The 25,074-nt window shown below is 67.6% G+C and carries 24 protein-coding genes and 1 rRNA gene; 13 read left to right on the forward strand and 12 right to left on the reverse strand.

The window, feature by feature from the left end; translation table 11 throughout:
* A 16S ribosomal RNA gene (locus A9K58_RS12470) occupies positions 1-75 on the reverse strand; the annotation flags it as partial.
* Between the two features lie 530 nt (positions 76-605).
* The gene (gene tyrS, locus A9K58_RS12475) at positions 606-1,817 is read right to left on the reverse strand and encodes a tyrosine--tRNA ligase (RefSeq protein ID WP_065199639.1); all 1,212 of its coding nucleotides are present in this window, start codon (positions 1,815-1,817) and stop codon (positions 606-608) included.
* 168 nt (positions 1,818-1,985) lie between these two features.
* Here tyrS and A9K58_RS12480 point away from each other — a divergent pair, with 168 nt between their 5' ends.
* The gene (locus tag A9K58_RS12480; RefSeq protein ID WP_065199640.1) at positions 1,986-3,458 is read left to right on the forward strand and encodes a M23 family metallopeptidase; all 1,473 of its coding nucleotides are present in this window, start codon (positions 1,986-1,988) and stop codon (positions 3,456-3,458) included.
* 65 nt (positions 3,459-3,523) lie between these two features.
* Positions 3,524-4,651 (forward strand): anhydro-N-acetylmuramic acid kinase, encoded by a 1,128-nt coding sequence (locus tag A9K58_RS12485; RefSeq protein ID WP_081284068.1) that lies wholly within the window; start codon positions 3,524-3,526, stop codon positions 4,649-4,651.
* 78 nt (positions 4,652-4,729) lie between these two features.
* Here A9K58_RS12485 and A9K58_RS12490 read toward each other — a convergent pair whose 3' ends face one another.
* The 3 genes from A9K58_RS12490 to A9K58_RS12500 all read right to left on the reverse strand — a co-directional run bounded on the left by A9K58_RS12490 (position 4,730) and on the right by A9K58_RS12500 (position 7,140).
* Entirely contained in the window at positions 4,730-4,960 is a 231-nt protein-coding gene (locus A9K58_RS12490; protein ID WP_005420465.1) for a hypothetical protein, read from the reverse strand.
* A gap of 78 nt (positions 4,961-5,038) precedes the next feature.
* On the reverse strand, positions 5,039-6,343 hold the full coding sequence (locus tag A9K58_RS12495; RefSeq protein ID WP_065199642.1) for an AmpG family muropeptide MFS transporter: 1,305 nt from the start codon (positions 6,341-6,343) through the stop codon (positions 5,039-5,041).
* The gene (locus tag A9K58_RS12500) at positions 6,340-7,140 is read right to left on the reverse strand and encodes an exodeoxyribonuclease III (RefSeq protein WP_065199643.1); all 801 of its coding nucleotides are present in this window, start codon (positions 7,138-7,140) and stop codon (positions 6,340-6,342) included. Before A9K58_RS12500 ends, A9K58_RS12495 begins: the two co-directional genes overlap by 4 nt.
* Positions 7,141-7,302: 162 nt before the next feature.
* On the opposite strand from A9K58_RS12500, the gene pyrE reads away from it, so the two are divergent.
* From pyrE to A9K58_RS12525, 5 genes are all read left to right on the forward strand, one after another.
* Positions 7,303-7,962 carry an orotate phosphoribosyltransferase gene (gene pyrE / locus A9K58_RS12505; RefSeq protein WP_065199644.1) on the forward strand — a complete coding sequence of 220 codons (660 nt, stop codon included), beginning with the start codon at positions 7,303-7,305 and terminating at the stop codon, positions 7,960-7,962.
* An 18-nt stretch (positions 7,963-7,980) separates the two neighbouring features.
* Entirely contained in the window at positions 7,981-8,646 is a 666-nt protein-coding gene (locus A9K58_RS12510) for a hypothetical protein (RefSeq protein ID WP_065199645.1), read from the forward strand.
* Between the two features lie 222 nt (positions 8,647-8,868).
* Complete coding sequence (locus A9K58_RS12515; RefSeq protein WP_155760485.1) at positions 8,869-8,967, forward strand: potassium-transporting ATPase subunit F; 99 nt, start codon at positions 8,869-8,871, stop codon at positions 8,965-8,967.
* Positions 8,968-9,041: 74 nt separating this feature from the next.
* Positions 9,042-11,702, forward strand: a complete 2,661-nt coding sequence (locus A9K58_RS12520) for a sensor histidine kinase (protein WP_065199647.1) — start codon at positions 9,042-9,044, stop codon at positions 11,700-11,702.
* The gene (locus A9K58_RS12525; protein WP_065199648.1) at positions 11,683-12,396 is read left to right on the forward strand and encodes a response regulator transcription factor; all 714 of its coding nucleotides are present in this window, start codon (positions 11,683-11,685) and stop codon (positions 12,394-12,396) included. Before A9K58_RS12520 ends, A9K58_RS12525 begins: the two co-directional genes overlap by 20 nt.
* A 129-nt stretch (positions 12,397-12,525) precedes the next feature.
* Here the strand turns inward: A9K58_RS12525 and A9K58_RS12530 are convergent, their stop codons facing one another.
* Genes A9K58_RS12530 through coaBC form a run of 3 tightly spaced genes read right to left on the reverse strand, consistent with a single transcriptional unit; the run spans position 12,526 to position 16,604 of the window.
* Positions 12,526-14,865: a phosphomannomutase/phosphoglucomutase gene (locus A9K58_RS12530; protein ID WP_065199649.1), complete on the reverse strand. Its 2,340-nt coding sequence runs from the start codon at positions 14,863-14,865 to the stop codon at positions 12,526-12,528.
* A gap of 12 nt (positions 14,866-14,877) precedes the next feature.
* Positions 14,878-15,351, reverse strand: a complete 474-nt coding sequence (dut, locus tag A9K58_RS12535) for a dUTP diphosphatase (RefSeq protein ID WP_065199650.1) — start codon at positions 15,349-15,351, stop codon at positions 14,878-14,880.
* A complete protein-coding gene (coaBC, locus tag A9K58_RS12540) occupies positions 15,348-16,604 on the reverse strand; it encodes a bifunctional phosphopantothenoylcysteine decarboxylase/phosphopantothenate--cysteine ligase CoaBC (protein ID WP_065199651.1) in 1,257 nt (418 codons plus the stop codon). The genes dut and coaBC overlap by 4 nt, the downstream gene beginning before the upstream one ends.
* Positions 16,605-16,825: 221 nt before the next feature.
* Between coaBC and A9K58_RS12545 the strand changes: the two genes are divergently transcribed.
* The 4 genes from A9K58_RS12545 (at position 16,826) to A9K58_RS12560 (ending at position 20,936) form a co-directional block, all read left to right on the forward strand.
* On the forward strand, positions 16,826-17,452 hold the full coding sequence (locus A9K58_RS12545; RefSeq protein WP_065199652.1) for a response regulator: 627 nt from the start codon (positions 16,826-16,828) through the stop codon (positions 17,450-17,452).
* Positions 17,453-17,522: 70 nt separating this feature from the next.
* Positions 17,523-18,227 (forward strand): RadC family protein, encoded by a 705-nt coding sequence (radC, locus tag A9K58_RS12550; protein ID WP_065199805.1) that lies wholly within the window; start codon positions 17,523-17,525, stop codon positions 18,225-18,227.
* 108 nt (positions 18,228-18,335) lie between these two features.
* A complete protein-coding gene (gene argS / locus A9K58_RS12555; RefSeq protein ID WP_065199653.1) occupies positions 18,336-20,024 on the forward strand; it encodes an arginine--tRNA ligase in 1,689 nt (562 codons plus the stop codon).
* 21 nt (positions 20,025-20,045) lie between these two features.
* Complete coding sequence (locus tag A9K58_RS12560; protein ID WP_065199654.1) at positions 20,046-20,936, forward strand: SPOR domain-containing protein; 891 nt, start codon at positions 20,046-20,048, stop codon at positions 20,934-20,936.
* 101 nt (positions 20,937-21,037) lie between these two features.
* On the opposite strand, the gene A9K58_RS12565 is transcribed toward A9K58_RS12560, so the two are convergent.
* Positions 21,038-21,790 carry an SDR family NAD(P)-dependent oxidoreductase gene (locus A9K58_RS12565; protein WP_065199655.1) on the reverse strand — a complete coding sequence of 251 codons (753 nt, stop codon included), beginning with the start codon at positions 21,788-21,790 and terminating at the stop codon, positions 21,038-21,040.
* Between the two features lie 100 nt (positions 21,791-21,890).
* Entirely contained in the window at positions 21,891-22,382 is a 492-nt protein-coding gene (locus A9K58_RS12570; protein ID WP_065199656.1) for a hypothetical protein, read from the reverse strand.
* 84 nt (positions 22,383-22,466) lie between these two features.
* On the opposite strand from A9K58_RS12570, the gene A9K58_RS12575 reads away from it, so the two are divergent.
* Together A9K58_RS12575 and A9K58_RS12580 are read left to right on the forward strand one after the other, a co-directional pair.
* Positions 22,467-22,934: a YehS family protein gene (locus tag A9K58_RS12575; protein ID WP_065199657.1), complete on the forward strand. Its 468-nt coding sequence runs from the start codon at positions 22,467-22,469 to the stop codon at positions 22,932-22,934.
* Between the two features lie 146 nt (positions 22,935-23,080).
* Positions 23,081-23,470, forward strand: coding sequence for a DUF6165 family protein (locus tag A9K58_RS12580; RefSeq protein ID WP_065199658.1), 390 nt, complete (start codon positions 23,081-23,083; stop codon positions 23,468-23,470).
* Positions 23,471-23,476: 6 nt separating this feature from the next.
* Here A9K58_RS12580 and A9K58_RS12585 read toward each other — a convergent pair whose 3' ends face one another.
* Positions 23,477-24,154 (reverse strand): response regulator transcription factor, encoded by a 678-nt coding sequence (locus A9K58_RS12585; RefSeq protein WP_065199659.1) that lies wholly within the window; start codon positions 24,152-24,154, stop codon positions 23,477-23,479.
* Between the two features lie 190 nt (positions 24,155-24,344).
* The gene (locus A9K58_RS12590; protein WP_065199660.1) at positions 24,345-24,917 is read right to left on the reverse strand and encodes an OmpO family porin; all 573 of its coding nucleotides are present in this window, start codon (positions 24,915-24,917) and stop codon (positions 24,345-24,347) included.
* Between the last annotated feature and the right edge of the window lie 157 nt (positions 24,918-25,074).

Consider the following 25,074-nt stretch of genomic DNA (forward strand, 5'->3'; position numbering starts at 1 on the left):
GTGCTGCCGTTCGACTTGCATGTGTTAGGCCTACCGCCAGCGTTCACTCTGAGCCAGGATCAAACTCTTCACTTAAAACTACATGATCCGAAGATCAAAATTTAAAGCTGCAGATGATTGATGCTGGCAACGTATCGCTTGCTTTGAAACAATTAATAGTTGCTTGATCAAACGTCTGCAAGATGGACAATCATCCTTCCTGCAGGCGCCTTCACAAGATACCTGCGCATACTTTCAAAGATCCGGGGAAGCGGCCTCAGCGCCATTCCCGTGTGCTGCGAAGTTTCCTTCGTAGCGAGCCGCCCATTATGCCAGACTTTTTCAGTCCGTCAACACCTTCGTTCGATCATCTCGTTCGGCGGTGATGGGCACCCTGTTGTCGCCGAAGCGCCTTGGAGGCGACCCCTGCGACGGGGGAAGGAAAGTATGTGCCTGTTCGCCCCATTTGTGAAGGGGGTGTGGCAATTTTTTTCAGCGGATGTTGCATCCGTTCATGCGGAAGCGCCTGGCGCTGAGCTTTTCGCGGAGAGCAGAAGCAGCCGAGCGTGGGCCCGGCTCTACAGGCGCAGAAGCAGGGGCCGGCTGGCGCCGGCCCCTGCTTCCGCTCAGGCAGCGACCAGGTGCACGCGGGCGAAAGTACGCTTGCCGACCTGCAGCAGGCCTTCGAAGCCCGGCAGCAGCACCTGCTGGCCGTCTTCCACCACCTCACCGTCGACCTTGACCGCGCGTTCCTTCAGCTTGCGGTTGGCCTCGGAATTGCTAGGCGTCAGGCCGGCCGCGGTCAGCAACGCGGCGATACGCAGGCCTTCTGCCGGAACCGCCACGTCCTGCAGTGGCAGCTGGGTGATATCGCCCTGCCCGGTCACTGCCGCCTCCCAGCCGGCAATCGCCTGCTCGGCTGCGGCGGCGCCGTGGAAGCGGGTCGCCAGTTCGCGTGCCAGGCGCAGCTTGACCACGCGCGGGTTCAGGCCGCCATCGGCCACTTGCCCGCGCAGCGTCACTGCTTCGGCCTGGCTGATGTCGAAGGACAGCAGCTCGATCCAGCGCCACATCAGGGTGTCATCCACCTTCATGGTCTTGGTGACGATGTCGATGGCCGGCTCACTGATACCAATGTAGTTGCCCAGCGACTTGGACATCTTGTTGACGCCGTCCAGGCCTTCCAGCAGCGGCATGGTCAGCACCACCTGCGGCTTCTGCCCATGGTGTTCCTGCAGGCCACGCCCCATCAGCAGGTTGAACTTCTGGTCGGTGCCGCCGAGCTCGACGTCGGCCTCCAGGGCCACCGAGTCGTAACCCTGCACCAGCGGGTACAGGAACTCATGGATGGCGATGGACTGCTGGGCGGCGTAGCGCTTGGCAAAGTCGTCGCGCTCGAGCATGCGCGCCACGGTGTGCTGGCCGGCCAGGCGGATCATGTCGGCAGCGCCCATCTTGCCGAACCACTCCGAATTGAAGCGGACTTCGGTACGGTTGCGGTCGAGAACCTTGAAGACCTGCTCTTCATAGGTGCGGGCGTTGGCCAGCACGTCCTCGCGACTGAGCGGTTTGCGGGTCAGGCTCTTGCCGGAAGGGTCGCCGATCATGCCGGTGAAGTCGCCGATCAGGAAAACGACCTGGTGGCCGAGGTCCTGGAACTGGCGCATCTTGTTCAGCAGCACCGTATGGCCCAGATGCAGGTCGGGCGCGGTGGGGTCGAAGCCGGCCTTGATCCGCAGCGGACGGCCTTCCTGCAGGCGCGCACGCAGATCCTCCCGCTTGAGGATCTCGTCGGCACCGCGGCCGATCAGGGCAAGGGCTTCTTCAATCGAGGACACGTGACTACTCCCGGCAACGCCGATTCTTGTGTGGGGTGTTAAAGCCAAGTTAACCCGATTGGCTTCACAAAAGCCAATGGGCACAAGGGTTTGACGCGGTTTTCTCAGGTGTCTATGGTAACCGGCGTTTAGGCCCGCGCTCCCGGGCCCGCCAGGAAATGACCGCCGATGCACAACTCCGAATCAGGGCGCGCCCGCAAGCAGCGCTTCCAGGAACGCCTCCACGTCCTGCACGACAACGCCCTGCATCGGAAGCTCAGGCAACATCTTCCCGCCGCCTTCAATGAGCGCTGGACGCGCCGTCATTGGATGCACGCCAGCCTGTTTGTAACCATCGGCGCCCTGGTGGCGACGATCGTCCCCGGCTTCTCGCACACCATCGACGCGCCCTTCGCCGACACCCATACCAGCCTGGCCCTGCCGCTGCCGCCGCTGAGCATGGCCCGCCAGCAACAGGTGCCCGGCGACAGCTGGCAGGTGCTGCGCGTGCAGCGCGGCCAGACGCTGAGCGACTTGTTCGACAAAGCCGGCATCCCGGCCAGCACCCTGCACCGGGTACTGGACCATCCCGGCGCGCGTGAGGCGCTGACCAAGTTGCGCCCGGGGGCCGAAATCGCCTTCGACATGCCGCTGTCCGGTGGGCTGCGCAGCATCCGCTTCGATCGCGACGCCGACAACCGCGTGGAACTGAGCCTGGCCGGCGACGACATCACGGAGAAGGTGACCCAACGCGAGACCTCCACCCGCACCGTGGTCACCAGCGGCGAGATCACCAGTTCGCTGTACGCCGCGGCCCGCCGGGCCGGGCTGTCGCCGTCGGCGATCGCGACGATGACCGACGAGATCTTCAAGTACGACATCGACTTCTCCAAGGACCTGCAGCCGGGCGACCGCTTCAGCGTAGTGATGGATGAAACCTGGCGCGAAGGCGAGAAGGTGGACACCAGCAAGATCCTGGCGGCGACCTTCACCACCGGCGGCAAGACCTATTCCGGCTTCCGTTTCGACCGCAACGGCAAGGCCGAGTACTACGACATCAATGGCCGCTCGCTGAAGAAGAGCTTCATCCGCATGCCGATCCCGTTCGCGCGGCTGAGCTCGACCTTCGGCGCGCGCAAGCATCCGGTGCTGGGCAAGATGCGCATGCACAAGGGCGTGGACTACGCCGCGCGCACCGGCACTCCGATCATGGCTGCCGGCGACGCCCGCGTGCAGTTCGCCGGCGTGCAGCGCGGCTACGGCAACGTGGTGATCCTCGACCATGGCCGCGGCCACACCACCCTGTACGGCCACATGTCGCGCTTCGCGAACATCCGGACGGGCCAGCGCGTGGCCCAGGGCACGGTGATCGGCTACGTCGGCTCGACCGGCCTGGCCACCGGCCCGCACCTGCACTATGAATTCCGCGTCAACGGCGAGCACCGCAATCCGCTGACCGTGACCATGCCGCCGCCGGAACCGCTGAAGGGCGCCGAACTGGTCGCCTTCCGCGCGCAGACCGCACCGGCAATGGCCCGGATCCAGGGCATGGAGAAGTTGATCTACGCTGATGCCAGCCCGGCGCCCACCAGCCGCGACGAGGCGGCCACCGAAGTGGCCAGCGCCAAGGACAAGAGCAGCACCGGCCGCAAGCGCGGCTGAGCCCCTGCGTTGACGAAGAAGGACGCGGCAGCCCAAGCTTGCCGCGTCCTTTTTTTATGCCTGCCATGAACACGACCGCCGACGCTGACGCCCCCCTGTACCTTGGCCTGATGTCGGGCACCAGCGCCGACGGCATCGATGCGGCGCTGGTGCAGCTGCCGGAGGACGGTGGCTGCCGCTTCGTGCATGGGCTGACCGCCCGCTGGGAGCCGATGCTGCGTGCGCGGCTGGTGGCGCTGGGCGAAGGCGGTCCGCTGGATTCGCTGGAGGAACTGGGCGAACTGGATGCGCGGATTGCGATCAGCTTCGCCGAGGCCGCCAATCAACTGATGGCCGAGGCCGGCGTGGACCCCGGCCAGGTCCGCGCGATCGGCTCGCACGGGCAGACCGTGCGCCACCGCCCGCTGGCCGACCCCGCCTTCACCGTGCAGCTGGGCGACGGCAACCGCATCGCCGAACTGACCGGAATCACCACGGTGTCCGACTTCCGCCGCCGCGACGTAGCGGCCGGGGGCCATGGCGCGCCGCTGATGCCGGCCTTCCACCGGGCCATGCTGGGCGCGGCCGACGAGGACCGTGCGGTGCTCAACCTGGGGGGCATCGCCAACCTGACCCTGATCCCGCGCGTGGGCGCGGTACGCGGCTTCGACACCGGCCCGGCCAATGCGCTGATGGATGCCTGGTGCCAACGCCATACCGGTCGCACCTTCGATGCCGATGGCGCATACGCGGCCAGTGGCGCGGTGGATGACAGCCTGCTGGCGGGTTGGCGCTCGGATCCGTGGTTCGCGCTGCCGCCGCCGAAGAGCACTGGCCGCGAGCAGTTCCATCTGGCCTGGGCCGAGGCGCACATGGGCGAAGGCCAGTACGCCGCTGCCGATGTGCAGGCGACCCTGCTGGAACTGACCGTAGCGACGGTGGCCGACGCACTGCTGGCGCAGCAGCCGCAGACCCGTCGCCTGCTGGTCTGTGGGGGTGGCGTACGCAACCGCCAGCTGATGAAGCGGCTGGCGGCGTGGCTGCCGCAGGTGCACGTCGAGTCCAGCGCGGTGCACGGGCTGGACCCGGAGTACGTGGAGGCAATGGGCTTTGCCTGGCTGGCGCAGCGGACGATGGACGGCCTGGCCGGCAACCTGCCGAGCGTGACCGGGGCCAGGGGCCCGCGGATCCTGGGAGCCATCCATCTGGCGTGAGGTGGGCCATCCGCGCATGGCGTGAATCTACCGGGCAGCCGAGCGTAGGCTCGGCTCTACAGCATGGCGGCGCGGCCGCTAATCGAAGCCCTGCCCCGCAGGCAGGGCCTGCAGGGCAGCGATGGCGTCGGAGAGCGCATCCACTTCGGGATCACCGAAGCCGGAGCGGACCTCCAGTTCGCTGCTGAACAGGCCCTGCTCCAGCAAGGCTGCGCAGGTCTGTTCATGGGTCCAGCCGCGGGCGACCGCGACTCGCCGGATGCGTTCCAGCAACAGCGGGTCCAGATCCCGCAGCACAACGTCGGCCATGCTCACTTCCCCGTTCGCAAGGCACCGTCCCCTCGGCGCGTCGGGGGCGATGATCCCGCAGTCCGGGCGGGCAGGCAATCAGGGCACCGGTGGCGCCCCGCGGTCGACGATCCGCGGCCACAGCCAGGCCAGCAGCAGCAGCGTCGGCACCACGGTGACGGCGCTGAGGATGAAGAACGTGCTGTAGGAGGTCGCTTCGACGATGTAACCGGAAACGCCGCCGATGAATTTGCCCGGCAGGTTGGCCAGCGACACCAGCAGCGCGTACTGCGTCGCGGTGAAGTTGCGATCAGTCAGCGACGACATGAAGGCGACCAGCACGGTGCCGGCAAAGCCCTGGAACAGGTTGTCGGCACTGAGCGCGGCATAGAACGCCCACAGCTTGCCCGGATTGTGCGCCATCAGCAGGAAGGCCAGGTTGGACAGGGCCACGCCCAGCGCCGCCACCAGCAGCATGCGGCGGAAGCCGAACGCGGCTACCGCGACGCCCCCCACGAAAGCGCCCCCGATCCCCATCCACACGCCGAACAGCTTGGAGACCGTAGCGATGTCCGCCTTGTCGAATCCCGAGTCGAGATAGAACGGCCCGGCCATCACCCCGATCACCTGGTCGGGGAACTTGAACAGGCCGACGAAGGCCAGCAGCACCAGTGCCAGCGCGACGCCGTTGCGGCTGAAGAAGCTTGAGATGGGCTGGACGAAGGCTTCGGCAACATCGATGCGCCGCTGCACGGCGGTGGCGGGACGCTCCGGTTCGGCGCACAGCAGGGTGGTGATGATCGGCAGCAGCATCAGCGCCGCCATCGCCAGGTACGCAATGATCCAGCCTTCGAACTGGGCCAGGTACAGCGCGCCGGCACCGGCCAGGATCAGGCCGATCCGGTACCCCAGCGTATAGGTGGCCGCCAACGCGGCCTGGGCCGCCTGTGGCGCGATCTCGATACGGTAGGCATCGACAGCCGAGTCCTGGGTGGCGCCCGCGAACGAGGCCACCAGCACCCACATCACCAACGGCCAGACGCCCTGCTCGGGCCGGACGAAGGCCAGCGCGACCAGACCGACCAGCACCATCGCCTGCGATACCAGCAGCCACGAGCGGCGGCGGCCGAACCGGCCCAGCAGCGGAAAGGCATACCGGTCCAGCAGCGGGGCCCACAGGAACTTGAGCAGGTAGAAGAAGCTGGCCAGGCTGATCAGGCCAATGCTGCCCAGGTCCAGGCCGACGTCGCGCAGGCGCGTGGACAGGGTCTGCGAGGCAATCAGCAGGAACGGCAGCCCGCTGCCAAAGCCGAGCATGGCCATGGTCAGCGCCGACGGTGTCCCGAAGGCACGCTTGATGCCTGCCCAGCCCTTGTAGCTGAGCGGCTTGGCCGGCTCGGTCACAGGTCGTAGTCCACGGTGAACGGGGCGTGGTCGGAGAAGCGCTCGTCGCGGTAGATCGAGCAGCTACGCAGTTTGTCACGCAGGCCCGGGGTGATGAACTGGTAGTCGATGCGCCAACCGACGTTGTTGGCACGGGCGGCGCCGCGGTTGCTCCACCAGGTGTAGTCCTCGCCGGCAGGATTGAGCAGGCGGTAGGCATCGGCCCAGCCACGGCCGGCGGCGACATCGGTGGCCTGGCCGTGGTCGGCGCACAGGGCGTTGAGCCAGTCGCGCTCCTCCGGCAGGCAGCCGGAGTTCTTCTGGTTGGACTTCCAGTTCTTGATGTCCAGCGCCGAGCGCACGATGTTCCAGTCGCCACAGAGCACGTAGTCGCGGCCGCTGCGCGCCCACTCCTCGAGGATCGGGCGCAGCCATTCCATCACTTCGAACTTGAAACCCTGGCGCAGGTCGCCCGAGCTGCCGGACGGGATATAGAAGGAGACCACGCTGAGGTTGCCGTAGCGCGCCTCGATGTAGCGACCTTCATCGTCGAACGGCGCCCAGCCCAGCGAGGTGATGACCTGGTCCGGCTCACGCTTGCTGTAGATCGCCACGCCGCTGTAGCCCTTCTTGGTGATGGCATCGCGATAGAAGCAGTGATGGCCGTCCGGACGGAACATCGGATCGGTCAGCTGGTCTTCCTGGGCCTTGGTTTCCTGGAGGCACAGGACGTCGGCGTCCTGGGCACGGAACCAGTCGAGGAAGCCCTTGGTCGCGGCGGAACGGATGCCATTGGCGTTGAAACTGATGATGCGCATGCGGGGGACCTGCGGCGGGAAACCGGGCAAGCATACCGGTTGCCTGCGGGGCTGCGCAGTCGGCCAGGCAGGGCCCGGACGGCTACCGGGAGGGACTCGACGAGCGCGAAAGGCCCAGCTGGATTAGGATTTGCGTTCCAAATGAAGATGAATCGAGTTTTGATGAGCGACCACCGTCACCGTTTCCTGCAGCTGGCCCTGACCGCCGACGCCCTGCGCTTCGGCCAGTTCACCCTGAAGTCCGGCCGGCTGAGCCCCTATTTCTTCAATGCCGGTCGCTTCGATTCCGGTTCGCTGCTGTCCCAGCTCGGCGCCTGCTACGCCGACGCCGTGGACGCCTCCGGCATCAAGTATGACGTGGTGTTCGGCCCGGCCTACAAGGGCATTCCGCTGGCGACCGCGATGGCCTGCGAGCTGGCCCAGCGTGGCCGTGACCTGCCGCTGTCGTTCAACCGCAAGGAAGCCAAGGACCATGGCGAAGGCGGCCGGCTGATCGGCGCCGATATGAATGGCAAGCGCGTGCTGATCGTCGATGACGTGATCACTGCCGGAACCGCGATCCGCGAAGCGCTGGGCATCATCCGCGGCGCCGGTGGCACCCCGGCCGGCATCGTGGTGGCACTGGACCGCCAGGAGATCGCCTCGGAAACCGACCGGCGCTCGGCTGCGCAATCGGTCGCCGAAGAGGCCGGCATTCCGGTGATCGCCGTGGCCTCGCTCGCCGACCTGCTTGATTTCGCCTCCGGCAACCCGGAACTTGTGGGTTACCGGCAGCCGCTGGAAGCCTACCGGGCCCAGTACGGCGTCCGTTCGATCCGCTGACCGACCAGGGGAAAGGTCATGTCCCGAGTTCCTGCCGTCCTCTTTGCCGGCCTGCTGCTGGCCGCGCCTTCCGCCGCGCCCGCCCAGTCGCGGGCCTCCGGGAAAGTGGAAAAGAAGTTGTACTGTTGGAACGAGGGCAAGGAGCGGATCTGCAGTGATTCGCTGCCGGCCGAGGCGGTCAACCGTGCCCGCGAGGAATTCAACGCAAAGAGCGGCCTGCGCAATGCGCAGGTGCAGCGCGCGCTGACCGACGAAGAACGCGCCGCCGCCAGCACGGAAGCAGCACAGCAGCAGCTGGACCTGATGGCCGAGCAGACCCGGCAGCGCACCGAGCAGGCGATGCTCGCCACCTATGGCAGCGAGGACGACCTGCGCCGGGTGTTTGCCGAACGCCAGGAAGTGCTGGACAACAGCCTGAAGACCGCCGAGTACAACGTGGCCAGCCTGCGCGGATCGTTGGTGACACTGCTGGCGGCGGCAGGCGACCGCGAACTGGCTGGCGGCAAGGTCGCCGACAAGCAGACCGAAGCGATTCGCCAGCGGCACCTGCAACTGCAGTCGCAGCAGCGCCTGCAGGCCAGTTTCCAGCAACAACAGCTGGCCTTGACGACCGAGATCGAGAACACCCTGCAGCGCTATCGCGAACTGAAGGGACTGGCGCCCGCGCCGGGCCGGACGGACTGAACACTGCTTCCCCGGTGGCGGTGTGATTCCGGTAGCGCCTGAAACCCGCGGAGCCACAGGGAGCCCCAGGCAGGTGCCACCGGGCAGGGTCCGGCCTGCACAGGCCGCGTGGAATTTACGCACTCTTTACGCGCCGGCCCGGGCCGGCGCGTAGTGCGTTTATGGGAAGCAGGACGACAATGACGGCCTGAGGTGGAGGGGTTCCACCAGGACACCGCTGCGATGTCCCCTTGGCTGTCGTTGTTGTGTGGCGTGGTGGCGCTGGTCGCTGCCGCCTGCCTTCTCCATGTCATGCTGCTGCCCGCTGCGGGCAGGCAGTGATGCCCGACCCTGCGCGGAAGTGGCCCGCGCCGCCGTGATGCCAGCCCGTACCGCTTGCGCGCACAATGTCAGCCATGAGTGACCTGCGTACCCGCCAGGCCGACGCCCTGGTCGAAGGCCTGCAACGCGAGGCCGGTGGCAAACTGACCGTCTTCCTTGGCGCCGCCCCCGGCGTTGGCAAGACCTACACCATGCTGGGCCGCGCGCAGGAGCAACTGCGCCGCGGCGTCGACCTGGTGGTGGCGGTAGTGGAGACCCATGGCCGCGCCGATACCCAGGCATTGCTGGAGGGCCTGCCGCGGCTGCCGATGAAGGAGGTGGCCTACCACGGCCACTCCCTGCAGGAAATGGACCTGGATGCCGTGCTCGCCCGGCACCCGGCACTGGTGCTGGTGGACGAGCTGGCCCATCGCAACGCACCGGGCAGCCGCCACGAACGGCGCTGGCAGGATGTGATGGAGCTGCTTGACGCAGGTATCGACGTGTGGACCACGGTCAACATCCAGCACCTGGAAAGCCTCAACGACGTGGTGATGCGCATCACCGGCGTGCGCGTGAGCGAGACCGTACCCGACGGCGTGCTCGACCGCCTGCACGACATCGTGCTGGTCGACCTGCCGCCACGCGAGCTGATTGCGCGCCTGCAGCAGGGCAAGGTCTACGTGCCGGAGCAGGCGGCACAGGCCCTGCAGGCATTCTTCTCGCCAGCCAACCTGACCGCGCTGCGCGAGCTGGCGATGCAGGAGGCCGCTGACCGCGTCGACAGCAGCCTGCGCGAGACCCGCGCCGCACGGGGCGAGAGCAACCTGCCGCTGCGCCGTGGCGTGCTGGTGGCGATCGATGGCGGTGGACAGAGCGAATACCTGGTGCGGGTGGCGCGGCGTATTGCCGAGCGCCGCGATGCACCGTGGACGGTAGTGACCGTGCAGGGCCGACGCCAGGACGAAGCGACCCGGCGCGAGATCGATGCGGCCTTCGCGCTGGCGCGCCGCCTGGGCGGCGACGCCGAACTGCTGCACGGTTCGAGCATCGCCGATGCACTGCTCGACCACGCCGCACACAACGGAGTTTCGACCCTGGTGCTGGGCCGCACCCGCGAAAGGCCGCTGGCGCGGATGTTCAACCGCACCCTGACCCAGCAGTTGATCCAGCGCGGCGCACATTACGAGATCACCATCATCAGCACCCCGCAGGCGCGGGCGCGGGCGCGCCGCGAGGGCCTGCTTCCACCGATGCGCGGCATCAGCCATGAGCCGGTACAGGCGTTGATCGCCACCGCCCTGGCCTGCGCCGTGGCCTGGTTGGCTGAACACTGGGTGGGCATGGCCGACCTGTCGATGGTGTTCATCGTAGCGGTGGTGCTGGTGGCGGCGCGTACCCGCGCCAGCGTGGCGGTAATGGCCGCGATCCTGTGCTTCCTCGCCTATAACTTCCTGTTCATCGCGCCGCGTTTCACCTTCGCCATCGGCGCACGCCAGGGCGTGATCACGGTGTTCCTGTTCCTGGCCGCGGCATTGGTAGCGGGCCGCCTGGCCTCGCGCCTGCGCATGCAGGTGATCGCACTGCGTGCGGCCAACCGCCATGCGCGCGCGCGCCAGCGGTTGGGTCGGCAACTGGCCAGCGCGGCAGGCAACGGCGAAGTCGCGCAGGCCGGTCGCCATGCACTGGAACAGGCGCTGGACGTGCCGGCATGGCTGCGGATCGGCACCGACACCGCGGCCGGTGGTCGTTTCCAACCCGGTGACATCGATCTGGCGGCGGCCGACTGGGCGCTGCGCCACGGACAGCCCAGCGGCCGCTTCACCGATACCCTGGCCGGCGCGCAGTGGTGGTTCCTGCCGCTGCTGGACGGTGAAGGGCGTGCGATCGGTGTAGCCGGCCTGTACCTCCCCGCCGGGCAGGCACGCCTGCTGCCCGAACAGCGGCAGCTGGCAGAGGCGATGGTTGACGACATCGCCCAGGCTGCGCTGCGCACCCGGCTGGTGGCAGAACTGGAACAGGCACACGTCAGCAATGAAACCGAGCGGTTGCGCTCTGCCCTGCTCTCTTCGGTGTCACACGACCTGCGCTCGCCACTGGCCGCGATGATCGGTTCGGCCGACAGCCTTGCCAGCTACGGCGAGGCGATGGACGCGACCGATCGCCGTGCCCTGCTGGACACGATCCTGGTGGAAGGTGAACGGTTGGACCGTTACATCCAGAACCTGCTGGACATGACCCGGCTTGGCCACGAGGGGTTGAAGATCAACCGCGACTGGATCGGCGTGGACGAGCTGATCGGCTCGGCCGCCCGGCGGCTGCAGCGTTACCAGCCGAAAGTGAAGCTCGACCTGGACATTCCCTCCACGCTGGCGCCGATCTGGGTGCATCCGGCACTGGTCGAGCAGGCGGTCTTCAACGTGATGGAGAATGCAGCCAAGTTCTCGCCCGCCGATGCCGCCGTGCAGGTGCAGGCCCGCGAACTGGACGGCCAGCTGCGCATCGACGTGATCGATGCCGGACCCGGCATTCCCGATGATGAGCGCGCCCGCATCTTCGACATGTTCTACAGCGTCGAGCGCGGCGACCGCGGCCGCCACGGTACCGGCCTGGGCCTGACCATCTGCCAGGGCATGATCGGCGCGCATGGTGGCAGCGTGCAGGCGCTGCCCGGACGCGACGGACGCGGTACCCTGATCCGCATCACCCTGCCCCTGCTCAAGCCCCCCTCCAACGATGAGCCCGACTCCGATTGATGCCAGCGTGCCTGCCGCGCGCGTGCTGGTGATCGACGATGAAACCCAGATCCGCCGGTTCCTGGACATCAGCCTGCGCGCGCAGGGCTACCAGGTGCGCCAGGCAGCGACCGGCGAGGAAGGCCTGCAGCTGGCTGCCAGCGAGGACATGGATCTGGTGATCCTGGATATCGGCCTGCCGGACATGGAAGGCCATGAGGTGCTGGAACAGCTGCGGCAGTGGAGCCAGGTACCGGTCATCATGCTGACCGTGCGCGCCGGCGAGGCGGAGAAAGTGCGGGCCCTGGATACCGGCGCCAACGACTATGTGACCAAGCCCTTCGGCACGCAGGAACTGATGGCGCGGGTACGAGCGCTGCTGCGCACCCGCAGCGTCCCGGTCGATGGCACGCCGCCCGTGTTCGACGACGGCCATCTGCGCGTGGACCTGGTGCGCCGGGAAGTGGCGCTGGATGGCGAGCTGGTGGCGCTGACCCGCAAGGAGTACGCGTTGCTTTCACTGCTGCTGCGCAATGCCGGGCGGGTGGTGACCCAGCCGCAGATCCTGCAGGAGATCTGGGGACCTACCCACCAGCACGACACCCATTACCTGCGCATCCTGGTTGGCAAGCTGCGGCACAAGCTGGGCGATTCGGCGCTTGAATCGCGCTACCTGTTCACCGAACCGGGCGTGGGCTTGCGGTTCAAGGGGTGAGGTGTGCCGACCAACGGTCGGCACCCACCATGTGTGGATGAACATCCATCCGAATCGGAAGAGCATCCACGCGTGGCGTGGCTCTACCGCGTCGACCCCGGCGGGTGCCGGGCGCAGCCCGGCCCCAGCTCAGAACCCCAGCGGGGTATCGCCCAGCAACGACTGCAACTGGGCGCGGAACAGCGCCTTGATGCGTTCCAGCGCCGCCTCGTCGCTGCCTTCGAAACGCAGCACCAGTACCGGCGTGGTGTTGGAGGCACGCACCAGGCCCCAGCCATCGGGAAAGTCCACGCGCAGGCCGTCGATGGTCGACAGGCGCCCCCCCACGTACGGATTGTCCGGTGACTGCGCTGCGCTCACCAGCATCGCCACCAGGGCATGCGGCGTGCCCTCGGCCACCGGCACCTTCAGTTCCGGTGTCGCCACTGTCTCCGGCAGTTCGCCCAGCACCTCGTCCGCGGTTTCCTCGCGCTGGGCAAGGATCTCCAGCAGGCGCGCGGCGGCGTACAGGCCGTCATCGAAACCGAACCAGCGCTCCTTGAAGAAGAAGTGGCCGCTCATCTCGCCGGCCAGTTCCGCGTCGGTCTCGCGCATCTTCGCCTTCATCAGCGAATGCCCGGTCTTCCACATCAGCGGGCTGCCGCCGTTGCGCAGCACGTGGTCGGACAGCTGGCCGGTGCACTTCACGTCATAGATCACCATCGCACCGGGATTGCGCATCAGCACATCGGCGGCGAACAGCATCAGCAGGCGGTCGGCATGGATGATCCTGCCTTCGCCAGTGACCACCCCCAAACGGTCACCGTCGCCATCGAAGGCTACGCCGAGGTCGGCACCAAAGCGCTTCACCGTCTGCACCAGGTCTTCCAGGTTGGCCGGTTCACTGGGGTCGGGGTGATGGTTGGGGAAGGTACCGTCGACATCGCAGTACAACGGGATGACGTCGGCACCGATGGCTTCCAGCAACTGCGGCGCCAGGGCCCCGGCCACGCCGTTGCCGGCATCGGCCACGACTTTCAGCGGGCGATCCAGCTGGACGTCATCGGCAATGCGCTGGATGTAGTCGGCACTGACATCGCGCTGCTGGTAGTCCCCCGGCTCGGCCGCCTGCACCAGGCGGCCTTCGATGATGCGCAGGTAGAGATCGGTGATGGCATCGCCAGACAGCGTTTCGCCACCGACGACCACCTTGAACCCGTTGTACTCGGGCGGGTTGTGGCTGCCGGTGACCGCCACGCAGGTGCCGGTGCGCAGATGGAAGGCGGCGTAGTACACGACCGGCGTCGGCGCCAGGCCGATGTCGATCACCGCGCAACCGGCGCGACGCAGGCCCTCGGCCAGCCCCGCAGCCAGTTCTGGACCGGACAGGCGGCCATCCCGGCCGATCACTACCTCACGCAGGCCCTGCTCCAGCGCCGCGCTACCGATGGCCTGGCCGATCAGCGCGGCGGTCCTGGGTGTCAGTTCGCTGCCGACCACGCCGCGGATGTCGTACGCGCGGAAGATGCCTGCGGCCAGTTCCTCGGCTGGCACCGGCGGAGGGGGCGGTGGCGAGCTTTCGGGGCTGGCAGCGGTGACCGGTGGCGGGGCTGCCTGCAGGCTTTCGCTGAGCGTCGGGCCATGATCGGTGTCCACGGCCGCACGGCGTGGCAACGGCAGCGCCTTCGGCAGGCGGCCACGACCGACCACCAGCAGCACGGCGATGAACGCCAGCAGCAGCGCGACGATGGCACTGGCCAGCGCGCCCAGGCCCAACGGACCCGGTTCGACATTGGGTACGGCGGCCACCAGCCGCAGCGGCGTGCCCGGGACCGGACGTGCCATGGCTTCGGCGCTTTCGGCCAGGCTGGCATCGCCCTGGGTGACCAGATCGTGCGCCCCTTGGCGCAGGCCGAGAAAGCCGGCCGACGGCGCGCTGATCTGGTCCAGCGGCGCGGTCAGCCGGAGCAGTGGTTGGCGGACATACAGCACGGCCGGTCCAAGGCTGCCCAGCTGAACCGGTGCGGCCAGGCCAAGGCGGTTGCCACCGCCATCACGGACCACGCGCAGGGACGGCTGGGTATCGGCCATCACCGCTTCCAGCAACGCCAGACGACCGTAGCCAAAGGCAGCCGGATCAGCATAGGCGGTGCCCAGATCAGCCGTCAGCACTTCAACCTGTTCGACGCCGGTCCAGCCCTCGCGGACCGCCAGCGCGGCGGCGGCGGCATCACCTGCCTGCAACGCCTGTTGCACGCGTTCGTTCTTCAACTGCTGCTGCAGTTGCTTCAGCTGCCCGGCGGCCGCGTCCCGCAGGCCCTGCACGGCCTGGTCACGCGCTGCCTCAAGCGCCTGGCCATCGGCTTCCTTCCGCCACTGCTGCACCGCGCTCCATCCGAACCAGCCGGCCAGCAGCACCAGCAGTACGCCCAGGAGTGGCGCGCTGCGTCCCAACGACTGTCCCCGCTGTCCTTCCCCGATGCCGCTCATTGATGTCCCCCGTCAACGCACCCCGGTATGGCCGAATCCACCCGTTCCCCGCACGCTGTCGGTGAAAGTATCTACTACCTGCAGGCTGACGCGGGCAATCGGCACCACCACCAGCTGCGCGATGCGATCACCCGGCTCGATGGTGAACACCTCGCGCCCCCGGTTCCAGACGCTGATCAGCAGCGGTCCCTGGTAGTCGGCGTCGATCAGGCCCGTGCCGTTGCCGAGCACGATGCCATGGCGATGACCCAGTCCCGAACGCGGCAGGATTACCGCGCACAGGTTCGGGTCGGCGATATGGATGGCCAGGCCGCTGGGCACCAGCGCGGTATCACCCGGCTGCAGGGTCAGCGCCGTGTCCAGCGCCGCACGCAGGTCCATGCCTGCGCTGGCCTCGGTCGCATAGGCCGGCAGGGGCCAGCTGTCGCCGAAGCGCGGATCGAGCAGTTTTACCTGCAACGGTTGGGAGGCGAACGCCTGGGTCATGCCTGGAGCCTCCGCGCGATCAGCGCCAGCAGTTGTTCGGCCAGCTCGCGCTTGGACGTGGCCGGGAATACCTGTTCACCATCCTGCCAGAAGGCAGTGGCTGCATTGTTGTCGCTCTCGAAGCCGCCGCCACTGATGCCGACCTGGTTGGCGATCACCAGGTCCAGGCGCTTGTCGACCAGCTTGCCACGCGCGTATTTCTCCACGTCGTGGGTCTCGGCCGCAAAGCCGACCACCAGTTTCAGCGACTGCGTCTGCGCGGCAACTTCGGCGAGGATGTCCGGAGTGCGCACCAGCTCGAGCACAAGTGACTGGCTGTCGGCGGTCTTCTTCAGCTTCTGCGCGGAGACCTGGCGCGGGGTGTAGTCCGAGACGGCCGCCGCTCCGATGTAGATGTCCGCCGGCAGCGACTTCAACACGGCATCGCGCATCTGCGCGGCCGAACGGACGTCGACGCGTTGCACACCCGGCGGTGTGGGCAACTGCACCGGGCCACTGACCAGGACCACGTGCGCGCCCATCGTGGCTGCCGCAGCCGCCAGCGCGAAGCCCATCTTGCCGCTGCTGCGGTTGCCGACGTAGCGCACCGGGTCGATGTCTTCATAGGTCGGGCCGGCACTGATCAGCAAGCGCAGGCCCTGCAGCGCGCGGGTTTCCTGGGCCGGTGGAGCCGCGTCGCCGTTGGCGGCCAGGGCAGCGACGATGTCGCCCGGTTCCGCGAGCCGGCCAGGACCGGATTCGCCTTCAGCCAAGGGGCCGTCGACGGGTCCGATCACCTGCGCGCCGCGCTGGCGCAGCAGCGCGATGTTGGCCTGCGTGGCCGCATGCAGCCACATGCGATGGTTCATCGCCGGGCAGAGGGTCAGCGGCGCGGTACTGGCCAGGCACAGGGTGCTGACCAGATCATCGGCATGGCCATGGGCCAGCCGCGCCAGCAGGTCGGCGGTCGCGGGGGCCACAACGATGCGATCGGCCCAGCGGGCCAGCTCGATATGGCCCATGGCCTGTTCGGCGGCGCTGTCCCACAGCGTGGTGCGGGTCGGCTGCCCGGACAGGGCCTGGAAACTGAGCGGAGTGACGAACTGCTGGGCACCAGCAGTCATCGCCACCTGCACCTGGGCGCCGGCATCGCGCAGGCGACGCACCAGCTCCAGGGCCTTGTAGGCCGCGATCCCGCCTCCGACGCACAACAGCAGTTTCTGACCTTCCAGCGCGCGGGCCGGCGCAGGGGACGTGTTGGGGGAGTCAGCCACCTGGAATTCCTGTGCAAACGAGGGCGTTAGCTTACCCGATGGCCGGTAGGGTCCCGATGCAGGGTGCACATGGCGGCCCGCTATCAGCAAATGGGGTCGCAGGCCCGGTCGCGGGATTCACCGGGTATCGGTTTCGGACCTTTCCTATACCTCTTTGCAGCCATCGCTTTGCAGAATCAGGCCTTGCCCCCTGCCGTAGCCCGCCCGCCCCCAGGAGCCGCGTGCATCCACGCATCATCATCGCCGACGACCACCCCGTGGTCCTGCACGGCATCCATATCGTGCTGCAGACCCACCTGATGCAGGTTGTCGGCAGCGCGCGCGATGGTGCCCAGCTGCTGCAGCTGGTGGACCGCCACGATTGCGATGCGGTCCTGACCGATCTGTCGATGCCCGGCCGCGGCCCGGATGGACCGGAACTGATCGACGCGCTGCGCCGGCGCCGCCCCGCGCTGCCGGTGGTGGTCCTGACCGGCGCACGCCATCCGGGCCTGCTGGACAGCCTGCTGCGCGAAGGCATCAGCGGGCTGGTCGACAAGTGCGCCGATTTCGCCGAGCTTCCACAGGCCCTGAACGCCGCGCTGGCCGGCAAGATGTTCGTCTCCCGGCAGCTGCGCCACCATCTGCAGGCCCGCGACCTGCTGTTCCCGCGCGAGCCGGTGGCGCTGTCGGCCCGCGAGCGGGAGGTGCTGGAACTGCTCGCCGCCGGGCTGAGCGTGAACGCCATTGCCGAGCATTGCGGACGAAGCCCCAAGACCATCAGCCGGCAGAAGGCGGAAGCCAAGCGCAAGCTCGGCCTGCAGAACAACCAGGAATTGTTCGACTACCTGCAGACCCGGCGCGGCTGAGGCATCGACCGACCTGTGCCTGCGGCAAGCGCCGATGGCAGGCAGCGCCAGCACTGGCGATGATGCACGCATGCCCATCCACGACTGGCCCGAACAGGAACGCCCCCGCGAGAAGCTGATCGCACGCGGGCCGGCGGCACTCTCCGACGCCGAACTGCTGGCGCTGTTCCTCGGCTCGGGGTTCGGCGGTCGCGATGCCGTGCAGACCGCGCGCGACCTGCTGCAGGCGCATGGCCCGCTGCGGGTGCTGCTGGACCGTCCCGCCCGGGAACTGGCCCGGTTGCCCGGTCTCGGCCCGGCCCGCAGCTGCACGTTGGCCGCCGGGCTGGAGCTGGCCCACCGCTACCTGGCCGCCGAGCTGCAGCAGGGCGAAGCGGTCGGTGGCAACCCCGGCGCGGTCGGCCGCTACCTGCAGCACCGGCTGCGCGGGCAGTCGCGCGAGGTCTTCATGGCCCTGTTCCTGGACAACCGCCACCGCCTGATCGCCTGCGAGGAGCTGTTCCAGGGCACCATCAACGCGGCCCCGGTCTACCCGCGCGAGGTGGTGCGGCGGGCCCTGCTGCACAATGCCGCGGCGGTGATCCTCAGCCACAACCACCCGTCCGGCGACCCGGAACCCTCCGCAGCCGATACCCGCATCACCGACGAGCTGCAGCAGGCGCTGGCCCTGGTGGACGTACGCCTGCTGGACCACTTCGTGGTCGGCGAGGGCCGCCCTGTTTCGTTTGCTGAACGAGGCCTGCTCGCCCAGCCCCAGCCTCGCCTGTTCGGCTGAGGGCGGCCGGGCCGGGCGGACCGCCCCGCAGGCAGCTTGCGGTCAGCGAGGCCGCCGGCATCTGCGCTAAAATGGGCGATTCCGCCGCTCATTCTCACAGCAGGCCTCGTGAAAAATCTCCTCCGCGCCCTGATCAGCCAAGGCATCGAAGCCTTGCGCGCCAATGGCACCCTGCCCGCCGACTCCCTGCCGCCGGACTTCGTGGTCGAGCGCCCGAAGACCCGCGACCATGGCGACTTCGCCACCAATGCCGCGATGCTGCTGGCCAAGGCCGCGCGCAGCAACCCGCGCGCACTGGCGCAGGCACTGGTCGAAGCGCTGCCGCGCAGCGAGGACGTCAGCAAGGTCGAGATCGCCGGCCCCGGCTTCATCAACTTCCACCTGGCCCCGGCCGCGTACCAGCGCGAAGCCGCTTCGGTCATCAAGGAAGCCCACGACTACGGCCGCAACCTGTCCGGCAACGGCCGCACGGTGGGCGTGGAGTACGTGTCGGCCAACCCGACCGGCCCGCTGCACGTCGGCCATGGCCGCGCCGCGGCGATCGGCGACTGCGTGGCGCGCGTGCTCGATGCCAATGGCTGGAACGCCAAGCGCGAGTTCTATTACAACGACGCCGGCGTGCAGATCGAGAACCTGGCGCTGTCGGTGCAGGCCCGCGTGAAGGGCATCGCACCCGACCAGGACGGCTGGCCGGAAGGCGGCTACCGCGGGGACTACATCGCCGACGTCGCGCGTGCCTACATGGCCGGCGCCAGCGTCGACCTGGAAGGCACCACCGTGGTCGGGGCCAAGGATCCGGATGACATGCAGGCAATCCGTCGTTTTGCCGTTGCCTACCTGCGCAACGAGCAGAACCTGGACCTGGCCGCATTCGGTGTCGACTTCGACATCTACTTCCTGGAAAGCTCGCTGTACGCCGACGGCAAGGTCGCCGAGGCCGTGGCCAAGCTGCAGGCGTCGGGCCACACCTACGAGGAAGGCGGCGCATTGTGGCTGCGCAGCACCGACTTCGGGGACGACAAGGACCGCGTGATGCGCAAGTCCGACGGCACCTTCACCTACTTCGTGCCGGACGTGGCCTACCACCTGTCCAAGTGGCAGCGCGGCTACGAGCGCGCGATCACCGAGCTGGGCGCGGACCACCATGGCTCGCTGGCCCGCGTGCGCGCAGGCCTGCAGGCGCTGGAGGTCGGCATCCCGCAGGGGTGGCCGGAGTACGTCCTGCACCAGATGGTCACCGTCATGCGCGGCGGCGAGGAAGTGAAGCTGTCCAAGCGTGCCGGCAGCTACTTCACGCTGCGCGACCTGATCGAGGAAGCCGGCCGCGATGCCACCCGCTGGTTCCTGATCGCGCGCAAGCCGGATTCGCAGCTTACCTTCGACATCGACCTGGCCCGCCAGCAGAGCAACGACAACCCGGTGTTCTACGTGCAGTACGCGCACGCCCGCGTCTGCAGCCTGCTGCGCCAGGCGCAGGAGAAGGGCCTGGTGTACGACCAGGGCAATGGCCTGGTCCAGCTGGGCCGGCTGGCCGACGATACCTCGCTGGCACTGATGAACGAGATCTCGCGGTATCCGGAAGTGGTGGAAGCGGCCGGCGTGGCGCTGGAGCCGCACCTGGTCGCGCAGTACCTGCGGGAATTGGCGCATGCGTTCCACACGTGGTATCACGGGACGCCGGTGCTGGTGGATGACAGCGATGACCGCAACGCCAAGCTGACGCTGGCCTGTGCGGCGCGCCAGGTACTGGCCAATGGCCTCGAGCTCCTGGGCGTAAGCGCCCCGGAGAAAATGTAAGCACCAGGAGACGCAGTACACATGGCAGCACGACGCGGCAAAAGCCAGGCACGACGCAACAGCAGCAGCCAGGGCACACCCGGATGGGTGTGGCTGGTGGCCGGCGTGGCGATCGCGGCCGTGGTGTTCCTGGCGGCGCCGAACCTGTTCAAGGGCGAAGGCGACGGCTTCCTGCGCGCGGGCCCGCAGCCGAACCCGAATGCGCAGCCGGCCCCCGTCGCCGATGCCGACAGCGATGCGGGTACCGAACCAGCGGCGCAGCCTGCCGGAGCCAAGCCTGCCGAACCGGAAAAGCCGGCTGCCACCCAGTACGACTTCTACACCCTGCTGCCGGGCAAGGAAGTTGAAATGTCCGACGCTGAACTGGCCGCCAGCGCGCGTGCCGAGGAACAGCGCCGGGCCAGAACCGAAGCGCAGCGCGCGCAGGCCGCGCTGGAAGGCAAGCCAGTACCGCCGGCGACGTCCACCGCGCCGGCACCGGCAGCGACAGCCAGCGTGGCCAGCACTGCGCCGGTGCCGTCGGCCAATCCCCCGCTGCCGGCACCGTTGAATGAGCGCCCGGCCGCGGCGGCGCCCGCCAGCTCGGCGCCGGCCCCGGCCCGCACGACGGCTGCTGCTGCGCCGCGCGCGGAGACCGCGCCGGCCACAGCCAGCAGCGCTTCGGCACCGGCGGCCGACAACGCCCGCTATATCCTGCAGGCTGGCGCCTTTGGTGCTTCCGGCGACGCAGAGGCAACCAAGGCCAAGCTGGCCATGATGGGCCTGGCCGCACGCGTGGAATCGGCGCAGATCAACGGCAAGACGGTGTACCGGGTACGCATGGGTCCTTACGGCAGTGCCGGTGAACTGGCCGAGGCCAAGCAGAAGCTGGATGGCACCGGGCTGCAGGCAATGGCAATCAAGGCGCAGTGATCCTTCGGGCCTGAACGGGAAAAGCCGGGCATTGCCCGGCTTTTTTTTCGCCGGTGAAGCCGAGCATGGGCTCGGCTCCACGGCCCCATCCAGGGTGCCGATCAGCCTTCGCGTGCCACCTGGAAACCGGCAAACGACTGGCTGACGGGCATCAGCTCCAAGCGGTTGATGTTGAGGTGCGGCGGCAACGTGGCCACCCAGAAGATCTGTTCGGCAATGTCCTCGGCGGTCATCGGGTTGGCGCCGCTGTACAGCTTGTCCGACGCGTTCTGGTCGCCGTGGGTACGCACCACGGTGAACTCGGTCTCGGCCATGCCCGGTTCGATCGTGGTCACACGCACGCCGGTGCCGTGCAGGTCCGAACGCAGGCCCAGCGAGAACTGGCTGACAAAGGCCTTGGTACCCCCGTAGGCGTTGCCGCCGGGATACGGGTAGACGCCGGCCACCGACGAAATGTTGATGATCGCGCCCTTGCGCTGCACCAGCAGCGGCAGCAGGCGGTGGGTCAGGGTGACCAGCGCGGTGATGTTGGTGTCGATCATTGTGGTCCAGTCCTTCAGGCTGGCGCTCTGCGCCGGCGCCGTCCCCTGCGCCAGGCCCGCGTTGTTGACCAGCAGGTCGATCTCGCCAAAGGCCGGCGGCAGCGCCAGCAGCGCCGCTTCCATCGCTACCGGATCGCGGATGTCGAAGGCAGCGGCATGCACCACGTCCTTGCCGTAGCGATCAACCAGCGGCTGCAGGCGCTCGCTGCGGCGGCCGGTGGCGATCACCCTCCAGCCCGCTTGGGCGAAGCGGTGCACAGCGGCGGCGCCGAAGCCGGAAGTGGCGCCGGTAATCAGGACGGTGCGGGTCATGCAGGCAACTCCATGGGAACCAAGCCGTCATTCTGGCATCGTCGGGTCGGCCCTGCGTTGCCCAGGCTGCCCGATGGCCGGCCCGCGGAGCTGTCCCGGCTCAGCGCAGCCGGAACACACGTGCCTTGGGCAGGTCTTCGTCGACCTGCAGGAACCAGCGCCCGGCAATTCCCGGCACCACTGCCACCTGCGGCGCCTGCAGCACCTGGCGCAGCTTCATCTGGCCCTTCATCACCTGCCACTGCTGGCCGTTGTCGAGGGTGAACACCGTGCCCGGCGCCCAACCCGCGACATCACCCACCACGCGCGCGCTGACCGGCCCTTCTTCCAGGCCCAGGTGCATGCTGGCCGGGGCCGGCAGATTGGCGGGCAGCGGTGAATCCGCGGAAGCACCCGGCGCGGCGGCATGCGAGGCCGCCGCCCCCTCGGCCTCGCGCAGCACCCGGTTCAGTACCTGCAGCTGTGCCGGGGTGAGGCCGACTTCGGCCAGCTGGGCCGCGTTGAGGCGCTGCTCGACCGGTACGAAGCCATCCGCGGCGTAGACGACGGAACTGCTGGCGAACAACAGCACGGAGAGAATGCACCGGCGCATGGTAGAGATCCTGCTGGAAATCCAGCCACCCTGCGTCTGTTGGATGACAACCCGGTGACAGGCGGCGGGCCGGTACAATGGGCCATGATCAACAACGATGTCCTGCGCAGCGTGCGCTACTCCCTGGACCTGGGCGACCATCACGTGGTGGCCCTGTGCCAGTTGGCCGATCCGGCGTTCGCCGTGGATACCGAGCAGGTGAAGGCCTGGCTGCGCCGTGAGGACGAAGCCGGCTTTGCGCCGATGGCCGACATCGCACTGGCGCATTTCCTCGATGGCCTGATCGTGCACCTGCGTGGCCGCGACGAAAGCCAGCCGCGGCGTGCGGTGGAAACCCGCATCGACAACAACCTGGTGCTGAAGAAGCTGCGCGTGGCATTCCAGCTGCGCGACGTGGACCTGATGGATATCTTCGCCGGTGCCGGTTTCAGCGTCTCCAAGTCGGAAGTCGGCGCACTGTTCCGCCAGCCGGGCCATGCCAACTACCGCCGCTGCCTGGACCAGATGCTGCGCAACTTCCTCAAGGGACTGAGCCTGCGCCTGCGCGGCTGAGTGGCTGCCCGGCCCCCTGCCTCTCGGATGTGGCGCAGCGGGATCAGCGGTGATGCCCCAGCCTGGCGGAAACCGATGCAAGGGCTGCTCGGGGTGCCTCCCTGCCGGCGCGGTATCATGGCGTCCTGTTTCCAGGGACCAACCACGTGGACGCCATCCTGACCCCGGTATCGATCGGCGAACTGATCGACAAGATCACCATCCTCGAGATCAAGGCCGAGCGCATCGGTGATGCCGCCAAGCTGGCCAACGTGCGCACCGAGCTGGATGGCCTGCTGCCGTTGCTGCAGCAGCAGTTGCGGGCCCAGCCGGCACTTGACGCACTGAAGCAGCAGCTGAAGGCGATCAACGAGCGCATGTGGGACATCCAGGACCGGCTGCGCGACAAGGAAGCAGCCCAGGTATTCGACGATGCGTTCATCCAGCTGGCGCGCGGTGTCTATGGCACCAACGGCGAACGCGTGCAGGTGAAGAACGAGATCAACCGCGTGGCTGGTTCGGCACTGGTGGAAGAAAAGCAGTACCAGGGCGAATAGGCCGGCTCATCCGCATTCGAGCAGGTGCCGGATGCGGAACAGGTCACCATCGCTGTGGATGCCGAGCTTCCGGTAGGCCGTCCGCTTCTGCGTACTGACCGTACTGGCGGTGCGGCCGAAGCGCCGCGCAACCTCGCCGGTGGTGCAGCCCTGAAGGACCAGCCGCAGTACCTCGCGCTCGCGCCGGCTCAGGGGCGTGAGCATCGGCGCCGGGGTGCGCCGCACCCGCGTTCGATTCAACTGCGTGTGCAGCTCCACGGGGACGAAGCGGCCACCACGGGCCAGCACATCGACCGCCCGCAACAGCATTTCCGGCGTGGTGCCTTTTGCCAGGAATCCGCGCGCGCCAGCCTGCATCACCATGGTCACGGTGCTGGCGTCGCAGTGCGCGGACAGCACCAGCACCGGCAGCCGCGGCCAGCGCCGGGACAACAGGCCGAGCAGGGCGAGACCATCGGCGACAGCGACATCCGGCAGCAGGTCGATCAGCACCAGATCGATGCTGCCCGGTCGTGAGTACAGCAGGTTCAGCAGCTCGCGCCTGCTGGAGAAACTGCCGCAGATCCGCACCCCTCCCCGCTGCTGCAGCACCACTTCCACGCCCAGCCGCAGCACCGGATGCGGGGCCAGCAGTGCCAGGCAGCACGGCCGTCCAGGAGGCAGGATGGGAACGGAAGGCGGCATCACGGCAGACCCGGCAATACGATGAACCCACCGTAGGCCGGCACCGCAGGCAGCGGAATCCAATTTATTGCAACGCACCGGCCCCCCCCCTGCACGGTCAGCCGGCGTTCCGGTTCCCCACAACGCAACAGGCCCGGCGTGGGCCGGGCCTGTCGAGGCATCTCCAGCGCGGATGCGCGCCGGGAAGCAGTTACCAGCTGAAGCGCGGGCCGACGGTGTATTCCTTGTCGCCGTCGCGGTTCATCTTCAGTTCGCCGTTCAGGCCCCAGTTCTGGTTCAGCTTGACCTGGCCACCCAGGCGGCCGTACCACTGGCCTTCTGGGTTGACGCCGTGCTTCTTGGAGAAGTCTTCGTAACCCACCATGCCGTAGACCTCGGCGTGGGCACCGAAGGCCGTGCGGATGCCGGCTTCAGCGCTGTAGCCGTTGAAGTCCAGGCCATGCTTCGGGTCGAACTTCTGGTAGGCAACGCGGGCAACGAAGTCGGTCGACGGAGCGATCTCGACGTTGTAGCCGGCGCCGACCTTCCACTGGTCAACCTTGAGGTTGGTGTGGTCGATTTCCTGGCGGCTGTATTCGCCGAATGCGTGGAAGTTCGGCAGGAAGCCGTACGAACCCTTCACGCCCCAACCGTCGGCCTTGACACCATCGACGTCGGTCTTGGCGTAGTCGGCTTCGGCATAGTTGTAGGACAGGTTCTCAGCAGCCGAGGCGGTGAACGGCAGGGCAGCCGCCAGGGCCAGAGCAATCAGCGAATTCTTCATGGGGGTACACCTTTACTTTCTTATGGTGTGCAGCAGCGCCAGGGCGCCATCGCATCGGGAATGTAAATTCTCCGTTATTCGCCCCAACGTTCCCTGAAAACAGCGGTCTTCGCATTGCTGAATTTTCTGGCTTGATTCAGGCTGCGTCTGGCATACG

The sequence above is a fragment of the Stenotrophomonas maltophilia genome (assembly GCF_001676385.1).
Classification (GTDB): Bacteria; Pseudomonadota; Gammaproteobacteria; order Xanthomonadales; family Xanthomonadaceae; genus Stenotrophomonas; species Stenotrophomonas maltophilia_J.